Consider the following 25,784-nt stretch of genomic DNA (forward strand, 5'->3'; position numbering starts at 1 on the left):
TTGGTGCCCCCTACGGCATTGACGGGCGGAATATGTCTTGCTTGGAAGTAGTTGAACGCGCATGTAAGATGGTGCTCGCGAAGGGAGCAGGTCATGCAGTTCGGAATCTTCACGGTGGGCGACGTCACGACCGATCCCACGAACGGCAGCACGCCGACGGAACACGAGCGGATCAAGGCGATGGTCCGGATCGCGCTCAAGGCGGAGGAGGTCGGGCTCGACGTCTTCGCGACCGGCGAGCACCACAACCCGCCGTTCGTGCCGTCGTCGCCCACGACGATGCTGGGCCACATCGCGGCGCAGACGTCCAAGATCGTCCTGTCGACGTCGACGACGCTGATCACCACGAACGACCCGGTGAAGATCGCCGAGGACTTCGCGATGCTGCAGCACCTCGCCGACGGCCGCGTCGACCTCATGATGGGCCGCGGCAACACCGGCCCGGTCTACCCGTGGTTCGGCCAGGACATCCGCCAGGGCATCCCGCTGGCCATCGAGAACTACGCGCTGCTGCGCAAGCTCTGGCGCGAGGACGTCGTGGACTGGCAGGGCAAGTTCCGCACCCCGCTGCAGGGCTTCACCTCGACGCCGCGCCCGCTCGACGACGTCCCGCCGTTCGTCTGGCACGGTTCGATCCGCAGCCCGGAGATCGCCGAGCAGGCGGCCTACTACGGCGACGGCTTCTTCGCCAACCACATCTTCTGGCCGAAGGAGCACTTCCAGCAGCTGATCGCCTTCTACCGGCAGCGCTTCGAGCACTACGGGCACGGCCAGGCCGACCAGGCCATCGTCGGGCTCGGCGGCCAGGCGTTCATCCGGCCGAAGTCGCAGGACGCCTGGAACGAGTTCCGGCCGTACTTCGACAACGCGCCGGTGTACGGGCACGGCCCGTCGCTGGAGGAGTTCACCGACCAGACGCCGCTGACCGTCGGCAGCCCGCAGGAGGTCATCGACAAGACGCTGACCTTCCGCGAGCACTTCGGCGACTACCAGCGCCAGCTGTTCCTGATGGACCACGCCGGCCTGCCGCTGAAGACCGTGCTGGAGCAGCTCGACCTGCTCGGCGAGCACGTCGTCCCGGTGCTGCGCAAGGAACTCGACGCGCTGCGCCCGGCCCACGTCCCGGACGCCCCGACCCACGAGTCCCTGAAGGCCGCGGCGCTGGTCGGGAGCGAGGCATGAAGCTCGCGGTGGTGACGGCGGGGCTGTCGGTGCCCTCGTCGACCCGGCTGCTGGCCGACCGGCTGGCCGCGGCGACCGTCGCCGCGGCCGGGGAGCCGGTCTCCGTGACCGTCGTCGAACTGCGCGACATCGCGCTCGACGTCACGAAGAACCTGCTCACCGGCTTCCCGAGCCCGGAGCTGCGCGCGGCGATCGACGCGGTGACCGGCGCCGACGCGCTGATCGCGGTGACCCCGGTGTTCACGGCGGGCTACAGCGGCCTGTTCAAGTCGTTCTTCGACGTGCTCGACGCGGATTCGCTGGTGGGCAAGCCGGTGCTGCTCGGCGCGACCGGGGGCACCGAGCGGCACTCGCTGGTGCTCGACTACCAGCTGCGCCCGCTCTTCGGCTACCTGAAGGCGGACCCGGTCGCGACGGGCGTGTACGCGGCTTCGTCCGACTGGGGCGGCGGCGAAGGCGCGCTGCAGCGGCGGGTCGAGAAGGCCGGCGCGGAGCTGGCTTCGCTGGCCGCGGGGCGCCCCGCGGCCGTCGCCGAACCGGACTTCGTGCCCTTCGATCAGCTCTTGGCGGAAGTGTCCACTCAGGACGGGTAGTGCACCCGGTACCGCAGGTGGGTGACGCCGTCGCCGGCGACGACCTCGACGCGTTCGAGTTCGGCGCCGGTGTCGCCGAGGTCGTCGAAGTAGCGCACGCCCTCGCCGAGGAACACCGGGACGAGGTCGATCCGCACCTCGTCCAGCAGGCCCAGGCGCAGGCACTGCCGGGCGATGTCCGGCCCCGAGACCCCGACGTCGCCGTTCCCGGCCGCCTTCGCGCGCTCGATCGCGGTGCCGACGTCGCCGACGAACGTGAACGGCGCCAGGTTCTCCGCGGACCAGTCCGGCGGTGGCGGCCGGTGCGTGACGACGAACGCCTTCCCGCCGCCGGGCGGGTTCCCGCCCCAGCCGTGGGTGTGCTCGAACACCCGGCGGCCGCAGACGAACGCGCTGTGGCGCGCCGAATCCAGCAGTTCTCGCAGGTAGCCCGCGCTCGACGCCGCGACGCGGAACGTGATCGGGTAGCCGACCATCGGCAGCTCGACGTCACCGGCGGTGTACCAGTCGAAGAGCGGTCCGACGCTGTCGTCGGGCCGCGCCACGAAGCCGTCGAGCGACATGCAGAAGCTCGCCACCGTCGTCACGCGAGCACCTCGTCGAGGCGCTCGTACGACTGCGTGATCCCGTTTTCCATGCCGCTCGCCACCGCCGCGTCGCGGGCTTCGACCGACGGGAACACCGAGCGGCCCTCGATCCGCGTGCGGCCGCCGAGGTCGATCAGGGTCATCGACTCCAGGCAGACCTCGCCGGGCGCGCCCTCGAACTCGAAGGTCTGGATGATCCGGTCGGCGCTCACCGTGTGGTAGACGCCGCGGAAGCGGTATTCGCCTCGGTCGTCGCGGTGGACGTAGTGGTAGCCGCCGCCCGAGCGGGCGTCGAACTCGAGGAGCTCCATCTCCATGCCCCGCGGGCCGAGCCAGCGGACGACGAGCTCCGGGTCGGTGTGGGCGCGCAGGACCTTGTCCGGCGAGGCCGCGAACTCGCGGGTGATCTCGATGAACGGGGTGCCGGGCTGCGCGGTGATGGTGGTGCTCATTGCTCTTCCTCCAGGGTTTCCAGGACGGCGTCGAGCCGCCGGTAGGTGCGTTCGGTGGCCAGCCGGTAGGTGTCGATCCAGCCGGTGAGCGCTTCGAGGGCGGCGGGCACGAGGTGGCACGGCCGGCGCTGGCCGTCGCGGCTGCGCGTGATCAGCCCGGCCTGCTCCAGCACCTGGATGTGCCGCGAGATCGCCTGCTTGGTGATCTCGAAGGGCTCGGCCAGCTCGTTGACCGTCGCTTCGCCGCGGGAGAGCCGGGCGACGAGCGCCCGGCGCACCGGGTCGCCGAGCGCGGTGAACGCCCGGTCCAGTCCCTCCTCTTCAAGCGACATTTTTATCAACCAATCTGTTTATCAACCGATGTGTTGACTATGACACGGGGTGCCGCGGCGGTCAAGGACCTGCCGAAAGTAGGGGGTCTCCGACGTCGTCCGGCAGCGGTGGCGAAGGGCGTCCGCTCCTTAAGTTGACCCGCATGACCAGGCTTTTCCTCGTGCTCGCGGCTCTGCTGCTCGCCACCGCGACCCCGGCGGCAGCCGCTGCTCCGCCGCCGGACGTCGACGGCTACGTCCGCGCCCACCTCGACCACACCGGCCTGCCCGGTGCCGCGGTCGCCGTCACCCGGGGCGGTGACGTCGTCCGCGTCGCGGGCTACGGCCACGACGCCGCGGGGGCGCCGGTCACCGCGGCGACCCGGCTGCCGATCGCGTCGGTGAGCAAGTCGATGACGGCGTTCGCGGTGCTCCGGCTGGCCGAAGCCGGCCGCGTCGGGCTCGACGAGCCGGTCACCCGCTACCTCCCGGACTTCCGGCTCGCCGACCCGCGGGGCACCCGGATCACCGTCCGGATGCTGCTGGACCAGACGTCCGGGATGGCCGACTCCGCGTTCCCGGACCTGAAATTGGCGCAGCCGCACACCCTCGCCGAAGCGGTCACCCGGCTGCGTGACGCGCCACTGGCGGGTGAACCGGGAGCCGAGTTCCACTACCACAACCCGAACTACGAGGTGGCCGCCCGGATCGTCGAGGTGGTGGCCGGGCAGCCGTTCGCGGAGTACCTGCGCACCGGGGTGTTCGGGCCGCTCGGGATGACGGCGAGCACCACCGTGGACGCGCCGCCGGCCGGGACCACCGGGTACGTCCGGGCGTTCGGGATCGAGGTCCCGGTGTCCGAACCGGACTGGTTCACCGGCGGCAGCCACGGCGTCCTGACCACCGCGGCGGACCTGGCGAGGTGGCTGATCGCCCAGCGCGACGGCGGTGGCGTCGTCTCGCCGGCCTCGGCCGCGCTCGCGCACACCCCCGCCCCCGGCCGCGACTACGCGCTGGGCTGGGCGGTCCGGGACGGCCGGGTCTCCCACACCGGCGACTGGTTCTCCCACACGGCGGCGCAGGTGCTGCTGCCCGGCGGCTACGGCATCGCCGTCGTGGCGAACGCGGGCATGGCCGTGGACAACGAGGCGGAGCTGCTGGCCCAGGGGCTCGCCAGCCTGCTGTCGGGCGGTTCGCCGGAGGTCTCCCTGCCCGCCGGGGTGCTCGCCGACCGGGTGCTCGGCGCCGTGGCGCTGCTCGCGGTGGGACTCGCCGTGGCGGGGGTCCGGCGGGCCCGGCGGAAGCCCCGGTGGTGGCGGGTGGCACCGCCGTTGCTGCCGCTCGTCTTGCTCGCGTTCCTGCCGCGGCTGCTGGGCGTGGTGTTCGCGGGGCGGCAGGGGACCTTCGCCCAGGTGCTCTACGTCTGGCCCGGGCTGGTGATCGCGCTCGGGGTGATCGCCGCAGCCGGTGTTGCGGTGGCCGTCGCGCGGGTATCCGCCCTCGTGAGTGGCACGCGAGCCCGTAACCAGGAAGAATCGGGCGAAACGAGGGGAGAGCACCGGTGGGCATCGGCAAACAGGCCAAGCGCGTCCTGATCGCCTCGGCGGGCGCGGTCCTGCTGGTGGTCGGGGTGGTGCTGCTCGTCCTGCCCGGGCCGGGGCTGCTCCTGGTGCTCGCCGGGCTGCTGGTGCTCGCCTCGGAGTTCCCGGCGCTCGAGAAGTACGTCGACCCGGTCCGCGACCGCGCGATGAAGGCGGCCGAGGACAGCGTCTCCTCGCCGCTGCGGATCGCCGGCTCGGTGCTGGCCGGGCTGGCGCTGCTGGCGGCGGGGATCGTCTGGGGCACCGTGAAGTCGCTGCCGTTCAGCGGCTGGAGCACCGGGTCGAGCCTGATCCTGTCGTCGCTGATCCTGTTCGCGCTGCTGATCTGGAGCTACCGCCGGGTGAAGTCGCGCCGGGCGGAACCGGCCGCCCGCGCCGACTGAGCGGTACCGTCGGCGCCATGAGCGCCGGATTCCAGCGCGCCCGCCGTCCCGAGCAGATCGAGGCGCGCCGCACCGCGATCCTCGCCGCCGCCCGGGAGCTGCTCGCGCAGCGGCCGGTCGCCGAGGTCAGCCTGCGGGAGCTGGCGTGCCACGTCGGGCTCGCGAAGTCCAATGTGCTCCGCTACTTCGACAGCCGCGAGGCGATCTTCCTCGAGGTCCTCGACAGTTCGTGGACGGCGTGGCTCGACGACCTGACCTTCGGGCAGCCGCCGGGCCCGCCGTTCGCGCGAGAAGAGCGGATCGCCGGGACGATCGCCGCCACGCTGGCCGGGCGCCGCCTGCTGTGCGAGTTGATCAGCGCGATGGCCCCGGTGCTGGAACGCAACATCTCGGTGGACTTCGCCCGCGGCTTCAAGCACCGCGCGGCCGCGAACCTCGAACGGCTGGCGTCGCTGGTCCGCGCCGCGGTGCCGGACCTGTCGGCGGAGGCGGCCCGGGTGTTCGCCCGGTCCGTCGTGGTCGTGGTCTCGGGGGCGTGGCCCTACGCGAACCCGACGGAGGCGGTGGCGCTGGCGACGGCCGAGACCGGGGGCGCGCCGGGGTTCGAGGCCGTGGTGGCGGAGAACCTCACGAACCTGCTGGCCGGTCTCGTCGCGCGAGGGCGGTGATGTCGGCGTTCTCCAGGATCGGCTTCTCGTACCCCGACGAAGCCACCGCCAGCATCGCGAGCCCGATGTCCTCGGTGGTCGTGACCGCGCGCGGGAAGGCCCGCCGCAGCAGCGGGTACAGCGGCATCGCGACGCGGTAGAGCACGCGGTACAGCGGGGTCTTCGACGTAATGCCGTGCAGCGGCTGGATGTAGCCCGGGCGGAAGGCGAACGTCCGCAGCGGCAGCCGCGCCAGCGCGTTCTCCGTCGCGCCCTTGACGCGGGCCCAGCGCACGCGGCCGCGTTCGGTGCTGTCGGTGCTCGCGCCCGAGACGTACACGAAAGTGGTGTCGTCCGGGAGCTTGCGGGCCACCGAAAGGGTGAGCTGGTAGGTGATCCGCTCGTACTCCTCCGGCGCCACGCCCACCGACGACACCCCGAGGCAGAAGAAGCACGTGTCGTACCCGGTGATCGGGTCGAGGGCGAACAGGTCCTCCTCGACGACCTCGCGCAGCTTCGGGTGGCCGGTGCCGACCGGCGACCGGCCGACCGCCAGCACCGCCTCGACCCGCTCGTCGCGCAGGCATTCCCGCAGCACACCCTGGCCGACCATCCCGGTCGCGCCGAACAGGACGACCCTCATGCGCTCGTCACCGGCAGCCCCTCTCGGCGAAGACCTTCTCGGCCGTGAAGGTCGCGTTCGGCGCCCTCGGGAATCCACAGTAGACCGCCGGGTGCGGGACGCTCCAGGCCGACCGTGACGGCCACCACGGCGGGTGGCCGTCACGGTCGGCTCAGACGGCCCGTGCGGTCCGGGCCGACGTGCCGGTGTTCACGTAGACGTAGAAGCTGGTCCCGGTCTCCTCCGTGCGGGTGCCGGCGGTGTTCGTGCTCCACAGCCGCAGCTGCAGGTACGAGCCGCTCGGCTGGTCGGCGGGAACCTCGAAGCCGATCGTGGCCGAGCCGTCCGCACCCGGTGCGACCGTCGTCTCCGGTCCCGTGCCCAGCGCGTAGCCGTAGGAGGCGAGGTTCGCCTGCACCGGCGTCAGGGTGCACTGGATGTGCTGCCCCGGTGCCACCGACCAGCCGGGGACGTCGCAGGAGAACCGCGGCGCCGAGTAGCTGACGTAGAACCAGTAGCCGCCCTGTTCGGAGACCGTGCCGTCGGCGAACTTCGTGGTCACGAAGATGCCGTTGGTGTACGGCACCGTCGGCGTGAAGACGACGCTCGCGGTGCCGTCCGGTCCCGCGGCCACCGTGCCCGCGGGGCCGCCGCTGAACTCGTACGAATAGCTCACCGCACCCGGGACGGGTGAGGAGAACACGAACGTCCCCGGGACGCCGACCGCGCCGGACGTGCCGCCGTCTTCGGGGTACTCGGCGCTCGTCACCTTCGGCTTGTTCGACGCGACCGAAACGTCCAGGCCGCCCCAGCCGGAGTGCTGGCCCGCCTCGGTCGTCGTGTAGCCGTAGAACGAACCGAACGGCGACGTCGTCGGCGTGACCGTCACGGTCGCGGTGCCGTCCGCGTCGAGCGGCACCGTCACCAGCGGCTCGTCGTTCCAGTGGTAGGTCAGCGAAACGGACCCGGGCAGGACGGCGCGCACCCGGAACTGCGCGGGCAGGCTCTGGGCCGGGTTCTCGGTGAGCGACTCGACCTCGGGCTCACCGGGCTCGCTGACCACCTGGGTGGTGGTTTCCGCGGTCAGGTAGCCGGTGGCGAGCCGGGCCCGCACGGCGACGTTCAGCCGGGTGAACTGCGGATCGGACGGCGTGACCGTGACGGTGGCCTTGCCGTCCGCCCCGGCCGGCACGGTCTCCTCCGGCCGGTTGTCCAGGTGGTAGGTGTAGCCGGTCACCGGGGTGGCGCCGCGCGGCGAGAAGGTGCACGTCCGCGGCACCCCGACCCAGTCGTCGAACGGCGTGCAGGTCACCCCGGGCTGGTTGGACGCGACCCAGAAACGGTAACCGCCCGACGGGGAACGGTTGCCCGCCGCGTCGACGGACGTGGCACCGATGCCCACCGGCCCGTCGCTCGTCGGCGCGTAGCGGACCGTGGCCTTGCCGCCGCGCCGGTCGGCGGCCACGTAGCCGCCGTCCCACTCGAAGCCGACGACGTCGGTGTCACCCTTCGCGTCGAAGACGAACGTCCCGGGCACGCCGGTGCCCCCGGCTCCCGGCGGCGCCTGGGCGGCGTAGTCGGTGGAAGTGATCACCGGCGCCGCCGCGGGCGCGGTGAAGTCGGTGGTGAACTTGCAGACCGCGCTCCACGGTCCGGTGGACCCGCTGCCGTCCTTGCCCCGCACCTGCCAGGCGTAGGTGACGCCTTCGGTGACGAGCGAGCTCACCTCGGCCCACGGCTCACCGGCGCTGCCGCCGAGGTTGCCCACGGTCGTGCGCTGGTCCGGGTGGTCGGCGGGCCAGAAGGCGAACTCCGCGCTCAGGTACGCGTCGTCGGGGTCGGACACCTTGGCGCCCAGTACCACCTGCCTCGAGACGACGACGGGCTTCGACGTGCACGCCTGGTAGGTGACGCTCAGCCCGGCCGGTTTGCCCGGCGGCCGGTCGTAGCTGAAGGACAGCTTCGCCTTCGGGGCGTACTCGCGGCCGAACGCGGGGTCGTTCTGCTGCTCTTCGGGCAGCCGCAGGACGAACGTCGCCGTCGTCCGCCCGGCGTCGAGCGCGTTCTGGACCGCCGCGGTGGCCGTCCAGGTCAGCTGGTCCGAGGGGCACGACGAGTCGAGGTACGGGCCGTCCACCTTGAGCAGCTCCGCGGGCTGGCTGTTCCACGTCGGCTTCTTGGCCGGTGCGGTCAGCCACAGTTCCGTCGAACGCGGGTGGGAGCAGTCGGTGACCGCGGTTTCGCCGGTGCTGAGGTAGGCCGACTGCAGGCGGTTCCCCCGCAGCGCCGAGATGTCGAACGTGACGTAGGACTTGGCGACGTGGCCGGTGCCGCCGGCGTAGGTGTGCGCGCCGACCGGCGCGTTCCCGGCCGGGTCGACGAAACTCGCCTTCGGTACCGCCGAGTCGACGTAAGCCCACGACGACGCCGCGATCGTCGTGCTCGAGGTGGCGGCGGCCGGAGTCGCGGCGAGCACCGCGGTCCCGGCTGCGACCAGCGTCGTGCCGAGGACGAGAACGCCCGCTCTGGCGGGCAGGGACCATCTTCGAGAGCCCAAACGGCTCACCCCCTGGAAAACGTGTGGCCCGGGAAACCGCGATCGCGGTCTCCCGGGCCGAACACGCCCAGGCAGTGCTTCCGGTTGCCTTACTTCCCGCTGCTGTACAACGCGCTCACGTCCGCGTCGGACAGCGCCCGGTCGTAGACGTGGACCTGGTCCACGGCGCCGTTGAGGTAGTCGACCGGGTTGCCGCCGTACTTGCCGCGGCCGATCACCGTGTGGCCCGTCGAACTGTCGCCGAGGCAGACGCTCTTCGTGGCCGCCAGCTGACCGTCGACGTACAGCTTCAGCGTTCCAGCGGCGGCGTCACGGACGCCGACGACGTGGTACCAGCGGTTCGCTTCCGGGGCCGTGGGCGCCAGGGCCCGCGTGCCCACGAAGCTCATCGCGAGCCGGTGGTCCTGACCGGAGTACTGCAGGAAGAACGCGCTGGTGCTGTCGCCGTCCTGGCTCACCACGGTCTGGAAGCCGTCGCCGAGGGCGTTGAACTTCACCCACGCCGCCGCGCTGTAGCTGCCTTCGGTGTTCACCAGCGCGGCACCCGTGTCGGCGTACTGGCCCGACCCGTTCACCGCCAGCGCCGAACCGCTCTTGCCCGCCGTCCAGGACGCGCCGCCGACGAGCGTGGCGTCGTGGTCGCCGACCGAGTCCGCGGCCGTCGTGCCGGTGTTCTCGTCGAACCCGTAGGCCGCGATGCCGTCGATGCCCGGCGTGCCCGCGGGTACCGGAGGCCCGGACGTGACGGGCGCTCCCGTCGCACCCTTGATGACGGCCAGGTTCGCCGCGCGGACCGCCGCGAAGTCCATCTTCTTCACCTGCCGGTCGTAGGTGAAGAAGCCGTTGACCTCCTTCTCGACGTCGGTGGTCTGCGTGTAGACGCCGGCCGAAACGCCGCACCGCTGGGCGACCAGCAGCAGGCGCTGCTGGAGTTCGCCGTAGCGCCGGGTCAGCGTCGCGCTGTCGGGCTCCATCTCGTAGGCGAAGCTGCCCGCCGGGTCGAACTCGTGCCCGGCGACCTTGAGGCCGAGGCCGCCGTACTCGCCGTCGACCGCCGCGCGCGTCCCGGCCTGCATCGGCGTGCCGGGCCCGGTGTAGGTGTGGTCGTCGTAGATGTCGCCCTTGCCGCTGTCCGGTTCGGACCGGCAGCAGTTGACGCCGGACTCGGCGTTGACGAGCCGCGAGGGATCCCAGGACTTGACCTCGTCGGCGATCCGGCCGACTTCGTAGTCGCCCCAGCCCTCGTTGAACGGCACCCAGGTGACGATCGACGGGAAGCTGCGGTGCTGGTCGATCATCCGCTTCATCTCGGACTCGTAGTTGACGCGCGAAGCCGCGGTCGGCTCGACGTCGTCCTTCATCGCCGGCATGTCCTGCCACACCAGCAACCCGAGCTTGTCGGCGTAGTAGTACCAGCGGTCCGGCTCGACCTTGATGTGCTTGCGCACCATGTTGAAGCCGAGCGCCTTCTCCTGCTCCAGGTCGAACTTCAGCGCCGCGTCGGTCGGCGCGGTGTAGATGCCGTCCGGCCAGAAGCCCTGGTCGAGCGGGCCGACCTGCATGACGAACTTGCCGTTCAGCAGCATCCGCTGCTTGCCGTCGGCGGTCTTGCCGACGCCGATCGACCGGATGCCGAAGTACGAACCGACCTCGTCCCCGCCCGACAGCTTCACGCGCAGGTCGTAGAGGAACGGGTCGTCCGGCGACCACAGGTGCGGCCGGTCCACCTTGAGCTTCAACGGCTTGTTCGCGTCGCCGGACACCCGCCCGACCGGGCGGCCGTGGTCGTAGGCGACGGCCTCGACGCGCTGCTTCACCGGGCCGCCGACCACGGCGTTCACCGTGACCGACCCGCTCGCGACGTCGGGGGTGACGTCGAGCCGGTCGATCCGCGCGGACGCCACCGGCTCCAGCCACACGGTCTGCCAGATGCCGGACGACGGCGTGTAGAAGATGCCGTCGCCGGGCCGGCGCTGCTTGCCGATCGGCTGCCCGCCCTGGTCGTTCGGGTCGGCGACGCCGACGACGACTTCCTGGGACTTCGCCGTGGTCAGCGCGTCGGTGACGTCGACGGACCAGGCGTCGTAGCCGCCGGTGTGGCGGCCGACGGTCTTGCCGTTGACGATCACCGTGGCGTCGTAGTCGACGGCCTGGAAGTGCAGCAGGAGCCGCTGGCCGCCCTTGCCGACCTGCCAGGTCTTCGGGACCTCGAACGTGCGGCGGTACCACATGTTCGTTTCGTGGCGCATGATCCCGGACAGCGCGGACTCGACCGGGTACGGCACGAGGATCCGCTCGCCGAGCGTCTTGCCGACCGGGGCGGCCTCACCCGGGGTCGCCTTGGCGAACTCCCAGACGCCGTTGAGGTTCTGCCACTTGTCGCGCGTCAGCTGGGGTCGCGGGTAGTCGGGGAGGGCGTTCGTGGGCGAGACGTCCTTCGTCCAGGGCGTCGACAGCGGCGGGGTGAGCCGTTGCCACTGGGGTGCGTCGGCGGCGCTCGCCGCGGGTGCGGTGCCGAGGCCGGCGACCGCGACGGCGAACGCCGCGGCGGCGGTCAGCCATCTCCGGGATTTTCGGGCCGGGCGGAACATCGTTGAGACCTCCTGAGGGGGGACGGGGCTCAGCGGGTTCGGGAACGCGCCAGCAGGCGCTGGATCACCACGACGACGAGCAGGAAGGCCCCGCTCACCACCGTCTGGTAGTTGGAGTCGAGGGTGCCGATCTGGTTGATGACGTTCTGGATGAGCGTGCGCAGCAGCACGCCGACGAGCGTGCCGATGATGGTCCCGGCGCCGCCGGTGAGCAGCGTGCCGCCGATGACGACGACGGAGATCGCGTCCAGTTCGGTGCCGACGCCGATCACCGTGACGCCGGACTGCAGGTACGCGGCGGTGAGCACGCCCGCGAACCCGGCCAGCGCGCCGCTGAGCGTGTAGAGGCTGATCTTGGTGCGGGCCACCGGCAGGCCCATCAGCAGCGCGGACTGCTCGGCACCGCCGATGGCGAACACCGACTGGCCGAACCGGGTGCGGCGCAGCAGGAGCCCGCCGAGCGCGAACAGGATCAGCGTCAGGTACACCGGGACGCCGACGCCGAAGATCGTGCCCTGGCCCAGCCAGAGGAACGCCGAGCCGGGGTCCACTTTGTACGTCGTCGCGCCTTCGGACGTCAGTGCGAGCAGCAGCCCCCTGGCGAACAGGAGCGACGCCAGCGTCACGATGAACGGCGCCATCCCGGTGCGCGCGATGAGCAGGCCGTTGACCAGCCCGATCAGGGAACACACGGCCAGCGGCAGCAGGATCGCGACGAAGATGCCGTACTGCGCGCCCCACGCGGCCAGGACGCCGCCGAGCGCGTAGTTCGAGCCGACCGACAGGTCGATGCCGCCGGAGATGATCACGAACGTCATGCCCAGCGCGATCACCGCGAGGAACGACCCTTGCAGCACCAGGCTGCGCAGGTTGTCCGCGGTGCCGAAGTGCGGGAACGCGAACCACGACGCGGCGAGGCCGAGCACGAGCACGACGGCCGCGCCCTGGCGCTGCAGGACACCCGCGAACGCCGCGTTGCGGGCCTGGGTCTGGGTCGCGGTCATCGGCTGCTCCGCTCACGCGCGACGTAGACCGCGACGACGATGATGGCCGCCTGGACCATCTGCGCGGTGGAGTCGGGCAGGTTGTGCTTGATCAGGGTGGCCTGGACGAGCTGCATGAGCAGTGCGCCGAACACGGTGCCGAGCACGCGGACCCGGCCGCCGGTCAGCGGCGTGCCGCCGACGACGACCGCGGTGATCGCGGACAGCTCCATCAGCAGGCCGACGTCGCTCGGATCGCTCGCGCCCAGCCGCGACGTCGCCAGTACGCCGGCGATCGCCGCCAGTGCCCCGGAAATCACGTAGACGCTGATGAGCACGCGCTTGACCGGCAGCCCGGCCAGGGTGCTCGCGGCGCGGTTGCCGCCGGTCGCGACCAGGTGCCTGCCGAACGTCGTGCGCTGCACGACCAGCCCCGCCAGCACGGCGAGCACGCCCGCGACGATCACCATGATCGGCACGCCGAGGACGTCCCCGGTACCCAGCTCCAGGAAGTCCGGGTTGCGCACCTGCACGAGCTGGCCGTGGGCGATGACCAGCGCGAGCCCCCGCCCGCCGACGAGCAGCGCCAGGGTCGCGATGATCGGCTGGATCCCCAGGTACGCCACCAGGTACCCGCTGAACAGGCCGGACACGATCCCGGCGATGACGGCGACGATGATCGCCATCAGCGGGCCCGCGCCGAGGTAGAGCGGGATGAGCGCGGCGGCGATCGACATCACCGAGCCGACCGACAGGTCGATGCCCTCGGTGCCGATCACCAGCGCCATGCCGAGCGCGACGATGCAGACCGGCGCCGCCTGCACCAGCTGGGTGCGGAAGTTGGCCGCGGACAGGAAGTTCTCGGTGAAGGCCACGTTGAACAGCAGCAGCACGACGACGGCCAGGTAGACGCCGTAGTTCTGCAGCCACGCCGTGACTTTCGCGCGGTCGGGAGTCTTGGTCAGGGTGGCGCTAGACATCGTTGTCAGCCTCGGCTGCGATCGCGGTCAAGACGTTCTCCTCGGTGATGCGGTCGCCGGTCAGCTCGCCGACGACCGAGCCGTCGCGCAGCACGACCACGCGGTCGGAGCCGTCGATCAGCTCTTCCAGTTCGGACGAGATGAGCAGCACGCCGAGCCCTTCCTGCGCGAGTTCGTCGATCAGCGCCTGGACTTCGGCCTTGGCGCCGACGTCGATGCCGCGCGTCGGTTCGTCGAGGAGCAGGATCTTCGGGCCGGTGGCGAGCCAGCGGGCGAGCAGTACCTTCTGCTGGTTGCCGCCGGACAGCTCGGACACCTTCTGCTCCGGGCTCGCGGCCTTGATCCGCAGGCGGTCCATGAAGATCTTGACGACCTTGTCCTGCTTGGCCTTGCTGACGATGCCGAACGGCGAGAGCGTCGGCAGCGCGGCGAGCACGATGTTCTCGCGCACGGACAGGTTCGGGATGATCCCGTCGGACTTGCGGTCTTCGGCCAGCAGCGCGATCCCGGCCCGCATGGCGGCCTTGATCTTGCCCTTCTTGAGCGGTTTCCCGGCCAGCAGCACGGAACCGCCGTCGAGGGGGAACGCCCCGACGATGGCCCGCGCGGTCTCGCTGCGGCCGGAGCCGAGCAGGCCGGCGAGGCCGACGACCTCGCCGGGCCGGATGCTCACCGAAACGTCGTGCAGCTTGCGCAGGCCGGACAGGTGCTCCGCCTTGAGCAGCGGTTCGCGCTCGACGTCGTGCTCCTCGCCGAACGCCGTGACGCCCTCTTCGCGGATCTGCTTGATCTCCCGGCCGAGCATCTTGGACACGAGCTCGATGCGCGGCAGGTCCTTGAGCGGTCCACTGTGGACGACTCGGCCGTCGCGCAGCACGGTGACGCTTTCGCAGACCCGGTACAGCTCGTCCATCCGGTGGCTGACGTAGACGATCGCGATGCCTTCGGCGTGCAACCGGTGCAGCACCTCGAAGAGCGTCTCGACCTCGCGCGGCTCGAGCGACGACGTCGGTTCGTCCATGATGACGACCTTGGCGTCGGTCGAGACCGCGCGGGCGAGCGCGACCATCTGCTGCGCGCCGACGCCCAGGGTGTGCAGCGGGCGCTTGACGTCGTCGTCGATGCCGTAGCCCTTGAGCAGCTCGCGGGCGTCGGCGTACATCTTCGACCAGTCGACGAGCCCCGCCTTGGTGCGCGGCTCGCGGCCGAGGAAGACGTTGCCGGCGATGCTCATCAGCGGGACGAGGTTGACCTCCTGGTAGATCGTGGAGATCCCGGCGCGTTGCGCGTCGATCGGGCGCTTGAACGCCACCGGCTCGCCGAGGTGGCGCACCTCGCCCTCGTCGGGCTGGTAGACGCCGGTGAGCACCTTGATCAGCGTGGACTTGCCGGCGCCGTTCTCGCCGACCAGCGCGTGCACCTCGCCCGGCCGCAGCGCGAAGCTGACGTCGTCGAGCGCGAGGGTGCCGGGGAACCGCTTGGTCACCCCGGCCACCTCGAGCACCGGTGCGGTCGTCATGGCGACGTCCTCTTCGGTGGCTGCCGTCATCAGTACGCGTTCCCGACCTTCTGCGACGCGTTGGTCTCGTCGTACTGGTCGTCGGTGATCACGATGCTGGCCGGGATCGCCTCGCCGCTCTCGAACTTCTGCAGCGTCTGGAAGGCCAGCGGGCCGAAGCGCGGGTTGGACTCGATCACGGCGTTGTAGCTGCCGTCGGCGATGAGCTGCACGGCGTTGCGGGTGCCGTCGATCGAGACGACCTTGACGTCCTTGCCCGGCGTCTTGCCCGCGGTCTTGAGCGCGTTGACCGCGCCGACGCCCATCTCGTCGTTCTCGGCGTACACCGCGGTGATGTCCGGGTGGCTCTGGATGAGCTGCTCCATCACGGCCTGGCCCTTGGAGCGGTCGAACTCGCCGGTCTGCTCGGCGACCACGGACAGCCCGGCCGTCTTGGCCAACTCGTCCTTGAAGCCGGAGGTGCGGTCGGTGGTGACGTTGTTGCCGGACGCGCCGAGCAGGATCGCGACCTTGCCGGTGCCGCCGGTGACCCGCGCCATCTCCTGCGCGGCGCGCTTGCCCTGCTCGACGAAGTTGGAGCCGATGAAGGTCAGGTAGTCCGTGCACGGCTGCGACGTCACCTTGCGGTCGATGGTGACGACCGGGACCTTCTTGGCCTTGGCGGCGTCGAGCGCCGGCTGGAGGCCGTCGGAGTTCAGCGGCGCGACGACGAGCAGCTGGGCGCCGCGGTCGAGCATCGACTTGATGTCGCTGATCTGCTTGTTGAGGTCGCTCTGGGCGTTGGTGACGAGCAGCTTGTCGCTCGCGATGCCGAGCTTGGCGGCTTCGTCCTTGATGGACTGCGTCTCGGCGATCCGGAACGGGTTGGCTTCCTTTTCGGACTGGGAGAAACCCACGACCGCGGTCTTGAGGTCGACCTTGGGGTAGCCGGTCTTTTCGAGCGTGCAGCCGTCGGCGCTCGGCGCGACGGACTGGGCGCTCGCGGCGGGGCCGCCGCCGCTGGCGGGGGCGGCCGGGGTCTCTTCCCGGCTGGTGCAGGAGGTGAGCGTGAGCGCGGCGGCGGCCGCGGTGGCGACGACCAGGAGGGGACGGGTGGACAGCGGCACGGTGACTCCTCGGGCAGCGACGGTGGTGGCCCGCTCACCGGGGTGATCGGAGTCACCGCGGGAGCCTTGAGGTACTTTTTACATCGTTGGAACAACGTTGTAAACCGGCAAATTATCGCTATGCTGCGTGCTCACCACCTGAGAAGGAGCCGCCCGTGACCGTGACGCTCAAAGACGTCGCCACGCTCGCCGGAGTGTCGGTGAAGACGGTGTCGAACGTGGTGAACGGCTACGCCTTCGTCAAGCCGGAAAACCGGCGGCGGGTGGAGGAAGCACTGGCGGCGACGGGGTACCGGCCCAACGTCGGGGCGCGGAACCTGCGCCGCGGCCGCACGGGGTTCCTGGCGCTGATGGTGCCGGAGCTGTCCATCCCGTACTTCGGCGAGCTGGCCGGCCTGGTCATCACGGCCGCCCAGAAGCGCGGGTGGAGCGTCCTGATCGAACAGACGCAGGGCACGCGGTCCCGCGAGCGCGAGACGCTGGCGTCACTGGGCCCGCACCTGGTCGACGGCGCGCTGGTGCACCCGGAAGCCCTGGAGGCGGCGGACTTCCCGTCCCCGGGCGAGATCCCGCTGGTGATGCTGGGCGAGCACGCGGTGGACGTACCGATCGACCACGTGGCGATCGACAACGTCCTGGCCGCCCGCACGGCGGTGTCCCACCTGACTTCCCTGGGCCGGACGCGGATCGCGGCGATCGGGCGCAATCCCGCGCGTGGGACGTCTTCGCAGCGTCTGGCGGGCTACCGGGAGGCGCTGTCCGCCGCCGGTCTGTCCTATTCGGACACCTTGGTGGCGCCCGCCGAGAAGTGGCACCGCTCGGTGGGATCGGCGGCGATGAAGGCGCTGCTGGGCTTGCCGTCGCCGCCCGACGCGGTGTTCTGCTTCAACGACCTGCTGGCGATCGGCGCGATGCGCGCGGTGGCGGAGCTGGGGCTGCGGGTACCGGAGGACGTGGCCATCGTGGGCTTCGACAACAATGAGGAGAGCGCGTTTTCCCTCCCGTCGTTGACGACGATCGCCCCGGACAAGACGGCACTGGCCGAGGCGGCGATCGACCTGGTGCACCGGCGGATCACGGGGGACAAGGCGCAGCCGGCGCAGGACATCCAGACACCGTTCGCGCTGGAGATCCGGGAAAGCACCCGCGGCCGCTGACGTGGTGCCGGTGCCGCCGGCGGGCGGTTGGGCCGTTGGGCCCGTCTCGACCCGGCGGGTTCCGCACTCGCTTGCGGCGGAACCCGCTGTCTTGAATGAGTCATTCAGGACCTCCGGTGACCTGAATGACTCATTCAAGACCTTTGCCGGGCGCGGAACGCATCGGCGTGCGCCGTCAGCGGGCCGGCCAGTGCCATGAAGGGCGGTCCAGCCGGCCCTGTCCCACCAGTTTCGTCTCCCCGCACTCCTTCTCCAGCTCCACCGTCCCCACCTCCGCCACCTCGGACAAGGCCCGGATCAGGGAGGCCGCGTGGGAAACCACCACCACCTGGGTCTCCTTCGCCGCGGTGGCGATCAACACCGCCAACGCCGGGAGGAGGTCCGGGTGGAGGCTCGTCTCCGGTTCGTTCAGCACCAGCAGCTCCGGTGGCCGCGGGGTCAGCAGGGCCGCCACCCACAGCAGGTAGCGCAGCGTTCCGTCCGAAAGCTCCGCCGCCGACAGGGGGCGCAGCAACCCGTGCTGGTGGAAGCGGAGCGACAACGTGCCGTCGGCCTGGGCCACCGAGAGGCGTGAGCCCGGGAAGGCCGCGTCCACGACGGACTCCAGGTCCGCGGCGTGGCCCACCTCGATGATCGTCTGCAACGCCGCCGCCAGGTCGGCGCCGTCGTGGGACAGGACGAACGTGCGGGTGCCGATGCGGGATTGGCGGGCCGGGGCCGCGGCGTCCGTGCGGAAGTGGTCGTAGAAGCGCCATGATCGGATGCGCTCGCGCAGGACCAGCAGTTCCGGGCACGCACGCGGGTCCGCGAACTCGCTCAGCATGCTGTCGGACGGCCGGATCTCGAACCGGTCCTCGCCCCACGCGCCGGACGCCACGCGGGTGCGGACAGACGGGCCCGCGCGGTCGGCGAGCAGGGCGGCCGGCCGGAGGACGGGGCCGGACCAGACCGCTTCGCGCTTGAACTCCGGGTCCAGGTTGAACACCGACTCGGCCGGCACCGGCAGGCCGAGGTCGAGCGCGTAGCCGAACTCGTCGCCCGCGAAGCCCAGGCGGAGGCCGACCGCCTTCGAACGGACCGTGCCCTGGACCGGGGTACGGCCTTCGCGCACCGCGCGGCCGACCGTCTCCGGGCCGGCCCACAGCGTCGACGGCAGGCCGCCTTCGCGGGCCAGTGCCGCCACCGCGCCGTTGCGGGACGCGTCCGCCAGCAGGCGCAGGGCGCGGTAGAGGCTCGACTTGCCGCTGCCGTTCGGGCCGGTGACGACGGTCAGGCCGGACAGCGGCAGCACCAGGTCGCGCAGCGAACGGTAGTTCTCGACGGCCAGCGTGGTCAGCATGCCCCGAACCTAACCGCCACCCCCGACAAAACAGATTCGTCCGATCTTTGTCCTGGCCGGGCGTTGACACCGGCGATTCCCAGCAGCCAGAATCGGCAACCGTCGATCCTATAGGATCTATGGTTCGGGTAACTCGCGCCGTGGTCCTCCGATGTCTGACGAAGTCCCCACCGACCTCGAAGGAGTGGTCATGGCAGCACGCGGCAGACGGGCCCTGGGTGCCCTCGCCGGACTGACGGTGATCGCCGGCCTGCTCACGGCCCCCGCGGCGCAAGCCGGACCGGAAGCGCAGCAGCCCCTCGCCCAGAAGCCCTACCTGGGCTGGAGCAGCTGGAGCCTCGAGTCGACGAACTACCCGGGCGTCAACCCGACCGGCCCGGCCAGCTGGCTCACCGAGGCCCACGTCCTCCAGCAGGCCGACGTCCTCGCCGCGAAGTTCAAGCAGCACGGCTACACCTACGTCAACATCGACGCCGGCTGGTCGAACGGCTTCGACGAGTACGCCCGCCCGGTCGTCAACCCCACGACCTTCCCGGACGGCATGAAGTACGTCGCCGACTACGTCCACCGCAAGGGCCTCAAGCTCGGCTCGTACCTGGCCGTCGGCCTGGACCTCAAGGCCTACCACGACGGCATCTCGCCGATCGCGGGCACCACGGGCTGCCACACCGGCGACCTCGTCTACCCGGACCTGCGCAAGACCAACGGCTGGGACTCCGCCTACAAGATCGACTTCACGAACCCGTGCGCGCAGTCCTACGTGGACTCCGTGGCGAAGCTGCTGGCCGATTGGGGCGTCGACTTCCTCAAGCTCGACGGCGTCGGCCCCGGCTCCTTCAAAGGCGGCGAGAACTACACGAACACCACCGACGTCGAGGCGTGGCACAAGGCGATCGCCAAGACCGGCCGCCCGATGGAGTTCGTCGTCTCCTGGGCGCTCAGCCACCGCCAGGCCGACGTCTGGACGGCCAACACGAACGGGTGGCGCGTCGACACCGACGTCGAGTGCTACTGCGACACGCTGGTGACTTGGGACAACTCGGTCAAGCAGCGCTGGAACGACGTCGTGCAGTGGATCCCCGACGCCGGCCCCGGGCACTGGAACAACCTCGACTCCCTCGACGTCGGCAGCGGCAAGATGGACGGGCTCACCGAAGCCGAGCGTCAGAGTTACCTGACGCTGTGGGCGATCGAAGCCGCGCCGCTCTACCTCGGCGACGACCTGACCCAGCTCGACGACTACGGCGTCAAGCTGCTGACCAACGACGAGGTCATCGCGGTCGACCAGGCCGGGATCCCGGCCAAGCCGGTGAGCCGGACGACCGAGCAGCAGGTCTGGTACAACCGCAACGCCGACGGCAGCTACACGGTGGCGCTGTTCAACCTGGCCGCCACGCCCGCCCGTGTCGCCGCGGACTTCGCGCAGCTCGGCATCGCCGGCCCGGTCGAGATCCGCGACCTCTGGGCGCACCGCACCGTCGGCGGCGCCTCGGCCGACCTGCCGGCCCACGGTTCCCGGCTGTTCAAGGTCACCCCGCGAGACCGCTCCGCGCTCCAGGCGCCCGCGGTCGTGCACGGCACGGCGGCCACCGGCACCAGCGTCTCCCTGGCCTGGGACGCCTCGAAGGGCGCGCAGAACTACGACGTCTTCGTGAACGGCCGGAAGGCCACCACGGTGACCGGCCCGGGCGCCACCGTCACCGGTCTCCGGCCGTCGACCGCGTACGACTTCACGGTGGTGGCGAACCCGCGGTACGGCAGGCCGTCGGCGCCCAGCGAGCGGATCGGCCTGACCACGCCCGCCGCCGGCGGCCCCACGGCCTACGAGGCGGAAAACGGCAGCCCGCAAGGCGGAGCGACCGTCTACGACTGCTCGTGCAGCAACGGGAAGAAGGTCGGCTACCTCGGCGGCAGCGGGTACGTCGTGCTGCCGGCGGTGACCGTCGCCAAGGCGGGCACCTACCTGCTGCAGCTGTCCTACGTGGACGGTGACTCCAGCCGCACCGGGATCGTCACGGTGAACGGCACCTCGTTCCCGCTGCCGGTCGACGGGAGCAACGATAGCGACTGGAACACGCCGCAGACGACGACCCTTCCGGTGTACCTGCGGGCCGGGGCCAACACCATCCAGATCGGCAACCAGGCAGGCTATGTCTACGACGTCGACAAGATCACCGTCTAGGGTCCGGCGGGACACGCCGGTCGCGTGGCTGCTCATCAGCCCCGCGCTCGCCGGGTTCGCGGTGTTCTTCGCCTACCCGACCCTGCGCGGGCTCTACCTCAGCTTCACCGAGTTCCACGTCCTCACCGCGCCGCGCTGGATCGGGCTCGGGAACTTCCGGCAGCTGTTCGCCGACGGCACGTTCTGGCACTCGCTGCTCGTCACGCTCTACTTCGTCGGGCTGTCGGTGGTGCTGGGCGTGCTGGTTTCGCTGGTGACGGCGGTGATCCTGCACCGGCTGGCGGTGCCGGCCACCGTCCGCGGGCTGCTGATCCTGCCGTTCCTCATCTCCGGCGTGGTCACCGCGCTGGTCTGGTCGTGGATGCTCGACCCGCAGCTCGGCATCGTCAACGTCGTGCTCACGAAGCTCACCGGGCAGCCGGTGCTGTTCTTCGGCGACGGGGACTGGGCGGTGCCGGCGCTCGCCGGGCTCAACGTCTGGAAGTCCATGGGCTACAACGCGGTGCTGATCTTCGCCGGACTGCAGACCATTCCATCCACTGTGTACGAAGCCGGCCGGATCGACGGCGCGAGCGAGCTCCAGATGTTCCGGCGGCTCACCGTGCCGCTGCTGCGGCCGATCCTGGTGATGGTCGTGGTGCTGACCGTGATCAGCTCGTTCCAGGTCTTCGACATCGTGCAGGTCACCACCAAGGGCGGCCCCGCGGACGCGTCGAAGGTGCTGCAGATGTACATCTACGACAAGGCGTTCGGCCAGTTCGACTTCGGCTACGCCGCCACCATGTCCCTCGCCCTGTTCGTGCTGCTGGCCGCGATCACCTTCGCCCAGCTGCGGATGGCTCGCGCGGGCGAGCCGGACACCGACTAGGAGCACCCCGTGCGTCGGATTTCCCCCGGCCGGGTCGTCGCCTGGGCGTACCTCGCGGTCGTCCTGGTGGGCACGATCTTCCCGTTCTACTGGATCGTCCGTACCGCGTTGTCGAACAACTACGCGATGGCGACGGACCCGTCGTCGCTGCTGCCGGTCGGCACGACGGCCGGCGCGTTCGAACGCGCGCTCGGCCTCGCGACCCCGGCGGAAGCCGCGGCGCAAGGCGGTTCGGCGGCGTCGCTCGACCTGCTGCTCGCGCTGCGGAACTCGGTGGTCTACGCGGTCCTGCTCACCGTCTGCGCGGTGTTCTTCTCCGCGCTCGCCGCGTACGCGTTCTCGCGGCTGCGGTGGAAGGGCCGCAACGGCGTGTTCGCCGTGCTGCTGACCGCGCTGATGGTGCCGCAGGTGCTGACGCTGCTGCCGAACTTCGTCCTGATCAAGGACCTGGGCCTGCTCAACAGCTTCGGCGGGATGGTCCTGCCGACGGCGTTCTTCTCCGCGTTCAACATCTTCTTCCTGCGCCAGTTCATGCTCGGGCTCAGCAACGAGGTCGAGGAGGCCGCGATCGTCGACGGCGCCGGGCCGCTGCGCGTCTGCTTCCGGATCGTGCTGCCGATGAGCGCGGCGCCGATCGCGACGCTGTCCCTGCTGACGTTCATCACCACCTGGAACGACTACCTGTGGCCGCTGCTGGTCACCAGCGACGACACCGTCCGCCCGCTCACCCTGGCGCTCGCGGTGTTCAAGCAGTCCTCGCCGCAGGCGGCGCTGGACTGGGCCGGCCTGATGGCCGCCACGCTCGTCGCCGCGCTGCCGATGCTGCTGCTGTTCGTGGTGTTCGGCCGCCGGCTCGTCGATTCCATCGGCTTCACGGGGTTGAAATGACCGATCTCCTGCTCTCCTGGCCGCACCCGGCCGCCGACTGGACCGAGGCGATGCCCCTCGGCAACGGCCGGCTCGGCGCGATGGTCTTCGGCGGCGCGGGCCGCACGCGGATCCAGGTCAACGACGCCACCGTGTGGTCCGGCACCCCGGACGGCCCGGCCGCCGCGCTGGCCGCCGTCGACGCCGGACCGGACAAGCTCGCCGAAGTGCGGGAAGCCGTGTCCGCGCGGGACTTCCGGCGCGCCGAGAAACTCCTGATGGCGTTCGAAGGCCGGTACAGCCAGGAGTTCCTGCCCTATGTGGACCTCTGGCTGACGCTGCCCGACGGGATTTCGCACGGCCGCACCCTCGACCTGGACAGCGGCGTCGCCACCGAAAAGCTCACCATCGGCGGCCACGACGTCGAGCGCACGACGTGGGTGAGCCGGCCGGCGCAGGTCCTGTGCGTCGCGCTGTCCGGCCCGATCGACGTCGGTGTCGAGGTGTCGACACCGCTGCGGGAGGTGTCGCGCGCTGGGCTGGACCTGGGCATCGAGATCCCGGTCGACGGGGCGCCGCGGCACGAGCCGCAGGTCGAGGAGCCGCTGCGGTACGGGACCGCCGAGGGCTACGACCCGTTCGGCGCGGTTTCCGTCCGGATCGCCCGGACCGGGTCCGGCGTCTTGATCGTCCTGGCCAGCTCCACCAGTGCGTACGACGCCTGGATCGGCGACCGCCGGCACACCCGGGACGAGCACCGGCGCCGCGCGGCCGTCCTCGCCGAGCGCGCCGCCGCGACCGGGGCGGCCGAACTGCGCCGGGCGCACGAAGCCGACCTCCGGCCGTTGCTCGCCGCCTCCTCGCTCAGGATCGGCGAGCGCCGCGGCGGCACCCACGACGTCGCCGGACTGCTTTCGGGCGCGGACGAACAGCTCACCGCGACCGTGCTCTTCCAGTACGGGCGCTACCTCCTGGCGAGCGCGTCCCGGCCCGGCGCGCCACCCGCGAACCTGCAGGGCATCTGGAACGACGAGCTCCGCCCGGCCTGGTCGTCGAACTACACGATCAACATCAACACCCAGATGAACTACTGGGCCGCGGAGACGACCGGGCTCGGCGAGTGCCACCAGCCGCTGTTCGACCTGCTCGGCAAGCTCGCGGTGACCGGCGCCGCCGTCGCGCGTGAGCTGTACGGCGCCCGCGGCTGGGTCGCCCACCACAACACCGACCCGTGGGGCTGGGCGCTGCCGGCGGGCATGGGGCACGGCAACCCGTCCTGGGCGCTGTGGCAGATGGGCGGTGCCTGGCTCGTCCAGCACGCCTGGGACCACTACGACTTCACCCGCGACCGGGCCTTCCTCGAGCGCACGGCGTGGCCGCTGCTGCGCGGCTGCGCCGAGTTCTGCCTGGACTGGCTGGTCGAGCACGACGGCTTCCTCGGCACCTGCCCGTCGACCTCGCCGGAGAACCTGTTCCTCTCCGAGGCCGGGACGAAGGAGTCGCTGACGCATTCGGCGACCATGGACCTCGTCCTGATCCGCGCGGTGTTCGAGCGGAGCCTCGCCGCCGCGGAGACGCTCGGGGTGTACGACCCGGTGTGCACCGAGATCGAGGCCGCGCTGCCGAGGCTGCGCCCGCTGCCCGTGCTGCCGGACGGGCGGCTGGGGGAGTGGGCCGAAGACCGGCCCGAAGAAGATCCGGCGCACCGGCACCTGTCCCACCTCGTCGCGCTGTACCCGCTGGGGCAGCTCGACACCCCGGGACTGGTGGAAGCGGCCCGGCGGGTCCTGGACCGGCGGGGACCGGGCGCGATGGGCTGGTCCTGGGCCTGGAAGATCGCGCTGCGCGCCCGGCTCGGCGACGGCGAGACCGCGCGGAAACTCCTCGGCGAGGCGACCCAGCCGTTCACCGGCGACCGCCACCGCGACGCCCCGGTCGACGGCTCCGAGTGGGGCGGGCTGCTGCCCAACCTGTTCAGCACGCACCCGCCGTTCCAGATCGACGGCAACTACGGCTTCCCGGCCGGGCTCGCGGAACTGGTGGTGCAGAGCCAGAACGGCGTGCTCGCGCTGCTGCCCGCGCTGCCGGCGGACTGGCCGTCCGGGGAGGCCCGCGGCCTGCGCTGCCGCGGCGGGCTCGCCGCCGACGTCGAGTGGCGCGACGGCGAACTGCGCTACGCGGTCGTCCGGCGCCTGTCCGGCGACCCGGCCGAGCCGGTCCGGGTGCGCTACCGCGGCCGGGAAACCACGCTGTCGCTGCGGACCGGCGAGTCGACCGTCCTGAAAGGACTTCGATGCTGACCGACCTCGGCCGCGACGCGCTGTGGGCGTACCGCAGCGACTACCGGGCACCGCCGGACTTCGACGCCTTCTGGGCCTCGACGCTGACCGAAGCGCGCGGGCACGACATCGGGGTGCGCGTGCTCCCGGTCGAGACGCCGCTGCGGACCCTCGACGTCTTCGACGTGACCTTCGCCGGGTTCGGCGGCCACCCGATCCGCGCCTGGCTGCGGCTGCCCCGCGGCGCCGTCGAGCCGCTGCCCGCGATCGTCCAGTTCCACGGCTACGGCGGCAGCCGGGGAAGCGCTCTCCAGGAGCTGCTGTGGGCGTCCGCCGGGTACGCGCACCTGCAGGTCGACGTGCGCGGCCAAGGCGGGGTGACGCCGGACCCGGCCGGCAGCGGGCCCGCCTACCCCGGGTACCTGACCCGCGGGATCGAGAGCCGCGAAACCTACGTCTACCGGCGGGTCTTCACCGACGCGGCCCGGGCGGTCGACGCCGTGCGCGCGCTCCCGCAGGTCGATCCGGCGCGGGTCGCGGTGCTCGGCAACAGCCAGGGCGGCGGCATCGCGCTGGCCGCCGCGGGGCTGGTGCCGGACGTCGCGGCGCTGCACGCGCAAGCCCCGTTCCTGTGCGACTTCCGGCGCGCGAGCCTGATCGCGGGGGAGCGGCCGTACGTCGAGCTGTCGCGGTACCTGGCCGACCACCGCGACGCCGTCGAGCGGGTCTTCGCGGTGCTGGCCTACTTCGACGGGGTCGGGTTCGCCGCGCGCGCCGAGGCGCCCGCCTGGTTCAGCGCCGGGCTGATGGACGGCATCGTGCCGCCCTCGACGGTGTTCGGCGCCTACCACGCCTACCGGGGGCCGAAGGAGATCGACGTCTGGGACTACAACGGCCACGAAGCCGGGGGAGCCGACGACCTGCGTGCGGTGCTCGACGCGTTCGGCCCGCTGCTCAAACCATCCACAGTGGAGTGAT

General features: G+C 71.1%; 22 protein-coding genes. 11 read left to right on the plus strand and 11 right to left on the minus strand.

Annotated features, from left to right (window positions below):
* Window positions 1-93 precede the first annotated feature (93 nt).
* Together AB5J73_RS18915 and AB5J73_RS18920 are read left to right on the plus strand one after the other, a co-directional pair.
* Window positions 94-1,182: an LLM class flavin-dependent oxidoreductase gene (locus AB5J73_RS18915; RefSeq protein ID WP_370970989.1), complete on the plus strand. Its 1,089-nt coding sequence runs from the start codon at window positions 94-96 to the stop codon at window positions 1,180-1,182.
* Window positions 1,179-1,775: an FMN reductase gene (locus AB5J73_RS18920; protein WP_370970990.1), complete on the plus strand. Its 597-nt coding sequence runs from the start codon at window positions 1,179-1,181 to the stop codon at window positions 1,773-1,775. Before AB5J73_RS18915 ends, AB5J73_RS18920 begins: the two co-directional genes overlap by 4 nt.
* Here the strand turns inward: AB5J73_RS18920 and AB5J73_RS18925 are convergent.
* The 3 genes from AB5J73_RS18925 to AB5J73_RS18935 are packed head-to-tail and all read right to left on the minus strand — an operon-like array spanning window position 1,763 to window position 3,146.
* Window positions 1,763-2,362 (minus strand): dihydrofolate reductase family protein, encoded by a 600-nt coding sequence (locus AB5J73_RS18925; protein WP_370970991.1) that lies wholly within the window; start codon window positions 2,360-2,362, stop codon window positions 1,763-1,765. The two genes, AB5J73_RS18920 and AB5J73_RS18925, sit on opposite strands and share 13 nt — an antisense overlap.
* Complete coding sequence (locus AB5J73_RS18930) at window positions 2,359-2,814, minus strand: SRPBCC family protein (RefSeq protein WP_370970992.1); 456 nt, start codon at window positions 2,812-2,814, stop codon at window positions 2,359-2,361. Before AB5J73_RS18930 ends, AB5J73_RS18925 begins: the two co-directional genes overlap by 4 nt.
* Entirely contained in the window at window positions 2,811-3,146 is a 336-nt protein-coding gene (locus AB5J73_RS18935; protein WP_370970993.1) for an ArsR/SmtB family transcription factor, read from the minus strand. Before AB5J73_RS18935 ends, AB5J73_RS18930 begins: the two co-directional genes overlap by 4 nt.
* A 143-nt stretch (window positions 3,147-3,289) precedes the next feature.
* Between AB5J73_RS18935 and AB5J73_RS18940 the strand changes: the two genes are divergently transcribed.
* The 3 genes from AB5J73_RS18940 to AB5J73_RS18950 are packed head-to-tail and all read left to right on the plus strand — an operon-like array spanning window position 3,290 to window position 5,777.
* Entirely contained in the window at window positions 3,290-4,720 is a 1,431-nt protein-coding gene (locus AB5J73_RS18940; RefSeq protein ID WP_370970994.1) for a serine hydrolase domain-containing protein, read from the plus strand.
* Window positions 4,687-5,109 carry a PGPGW domain-containing protein gene (locus AB5J73_RS18945; RefSeq protein WP_370970995.1) on the plus strand — a complete coding sequence of 141 codons (423 nt, stop codon included), beginning with the start codon at window positions 4,687-4,689 and terminating at the stop codon, window positions 5,107-5,109. The genes AB5J73_RS18940 and AB5J73_RS18945 overlap by 34 nt, the downstream gene beginning before the upstream one ends.
* A gap of 17 nt (window positions 5,110-5,126) precedes the next feature.
* On the plus strand, window positions 5,127-5,777 hold the full coding sequence (locus AB5J73_RS18950) for a TetR family transcriptional regulator (RefSeq protein WP_370970996.1): 651 nt from the start codon (window positions 5,127-5,129) through the stop codon (window positions 5,775-5,777).
* On the opposite strand, the gene AB5J73_RS18955 is transcribed toward AB5J73_RS18950, so the two are convergent.
* The 7 genes from AB5J73_RS18955 to AB5J73_RS18985 form a co-directional block, all read right to left on the minus strand.
* On the minus strand, window positions 5,737-6,399 hold the full coding sequence (locus tag AB5J73_RS18955) for an epimerase (RefSeq protein ID WP_370970997.1): 663 nt from the start codon (window positions 6,397-6,399) through the stop codon (window positions 5,737-5,739). The two genes, AB5J73_RS18950 and AB5J73_RS18955, sit on opposite strands and share 41 nt — an antisense overlap.
* 151 nt (window positions 6,400-6,550) lie before the next feature.
* On the minus strand, window positions 6,551-8,935 hold the full coding sequence (locus AB5J73_RS18960) for a DNRLRE domain-containing protein (protein ID WP_370970998.1): 2,385 nt from the start codon (window positions 8,933-8,935) through the stop codon (window positions 6,551-6,553).
* 89 nt (window positions 8,936-9,024) lie between these two features.
* Window positions 9,025-11,526, minus strand: a complete 2,502-nt coding sequence (locus tag AB5J73_RS18965) for a LamG-like jellyroll fold domain-containing protein (protein ID WP_370970999.1) — start codon at window positions 11,524-11,526, stop codon at window positions 9,025-9,027.
* Window positions 11,527-11,555: 29 nt separating this feature from the next.
* The gene (locus AB5J73_RS18970) at window positions 11,556-12,530 is read right to left on the minus strand and encodes an ABC transporter permease (RefSeq protein ID WP_370971000.1); all 975 of its coding nucleotides are present in this window, start codon (window positions 12,528-12,530) and stop codon (window positions 11,556-11,558) included.
* Window positions 12,527-13,489 (minus strand): ABC transporter permease, encoded by a 963-nt coding sequence (locus AB5J73_RS18975; RefSeq protein WP_370971001.1) that lies wholly within the window; start codon window positions 13,487-13,489, stop codon window positions 12,527-12,529. The genes AB5J73_RS18970 and AB5J73_RS18975 overlap by 4 nt, the downstream gene beginning before the upstream one ends.
* A complete protein-coding gene (locus AB5J73_RS18980) occupies window positions 13,482-15,038 on the minus strand; it encodes a sugar ABC transporter ATP-binding protein (RefSeq protein ID WP_370971002.1) in 1,557 nt (518 codons plus the stop codon). The genes AB5J73_RS18975 and AB5J73_RS18980 overlap by 8 nt, the downstream gene beginning before the upstream one ends.
* Entirely contained in the window at window positions 15,038-16,114 is a 1,077-nt protein-coding gene (locus AB5J73_RS18985) for an ABC transporter substrate-binding protein (RefSeq protein WP_370971003.1), read from the minus strand. The genes AB5J73_RS18980 and AB5J73_RS18985 overlap by 1 nt, the downstream gene beginning before the upstream one ends.
* A gap of 155 nt (window positions 16,115-16,269) precedes the next feature.
* Between AB5J73_RS18985 and AB5J73_RS18990 the strand changes: the two genes are divergently transcribed.
* Window positions 16,270-17,271, plus strand: coding sequence for a LacI family DNA-binding transcriptional regulator (locus tag AB5J73_RS18990; protein WP_370971004.1), 1,002 nt, complete (start codon window positions 16,270-16,272; stop codon window positions 17,269-17,271).
* A 175-nt stretch (window positions 17,272-17,446) separates the two neighbouring features.
* Here the strand turns inward: AB5J73_RS18990 and AB5J73_RS18995 are convergent, their stop codons facing one another.
* The gene (locus tag AB5J73_RS18995; RefSeq protein ID WP_370971005.1) at window positions 17,447-18,610 is read right to left on the minus strand and encodes an AAA family ATPase; all 1,164 of its coding nucleotides are present in this window, start codon (window positions 18,608-18,610) and stop codon (window positions 17,447-17,449) included.
* A gap of 190 nt (window positions 18,611-18,800) precedes the next feature.
* Here AB5J73_RS18995 and AB5J73_RS19000 point away from each other — a divergent pair, with 190 nt between their 5' ends.
* The 5 genes from AB5J73_RS19000 (at window position 18,801) to AB5J73_RS19020 (ending at window position 25,783) form a co-directional block, all read left to right on the plus strand.
* The gene (locus tag AB5J73_RS19000; RefSeq protein ID WP_370971006.1) at window positions 18,801-20,792 is read left to right on the plus strand and encodes a CBM35 domain-containing protein; all 1,992 of its coding nucleotides are present in this window, start codon (window positions 18,801-18,803) and stop codon (window positions 20,790-20,792) included.
* A gap of 61 nt (window positions 20,793-20,853) precedes the next feature.
* On the plus strand, window positions 20,854-21,660 hold the full coding sequence (locus AB5J73_RS19005; protein WP_370971007.1) for a carbohydrate ABC transporter permease: 807 nt from the start codon (window positions 20,854-20,856) through the stop codon (window positions 21,658-21,660).
* Between the two features lie 9 nt (window positions 21,661-21,669).
* Window positions 21,670-22,548, plus strand: coding sequence for a carbohydrate ABC transporter permease (locus AB5J73_RS19010; RefSeq protein WP_370971008.1), 879 nt, complete (start codon window positions 21,670-21,672; stop codon window positions 22,546-22,548).
* On the plus strand, window positions 22,545-24,827 hold the full coding sequence (locus AB5J73_RS19015) for a glycoside hydrolase N-terminal domain-containing protein (RefSeq protein WP_370971009.1): 2,283 nt from the start codon (window positions 22,545-22,547) through the stop codon (window positions 24,825-24,827). Before AB5J73_RS19010 ends, AB5J73_RS19015 begins: the two co-directional genes overlap by 4 nt.
* A complete protein-coding gene (locus AB5J73_RS19020) occupies window positions 24,821-25,783 on the plus strand; it encodes an acetylxylan esterase (RefSeq protein WP_370971010.1) in 963 nt (320 codons plus the stop codon). The genes AB5J73_RS19015 and AB5J73_RS19020 overlap by 7 nt, the downstream gene beginning before the upstream one ends.
* The last annotated feature ends 1 nt before the right edge of the window (window position 25,784 follow it).

The sequence above is a fragment of the Amycolatopsis sp. cg9 genome (assembly GCF_041346945.1).
Lineage (GTDB): Bacteria > Actinomycetota > Actinomycetes > Mycobacteriales > Pseudonocardiaceae > Amycolatopsis.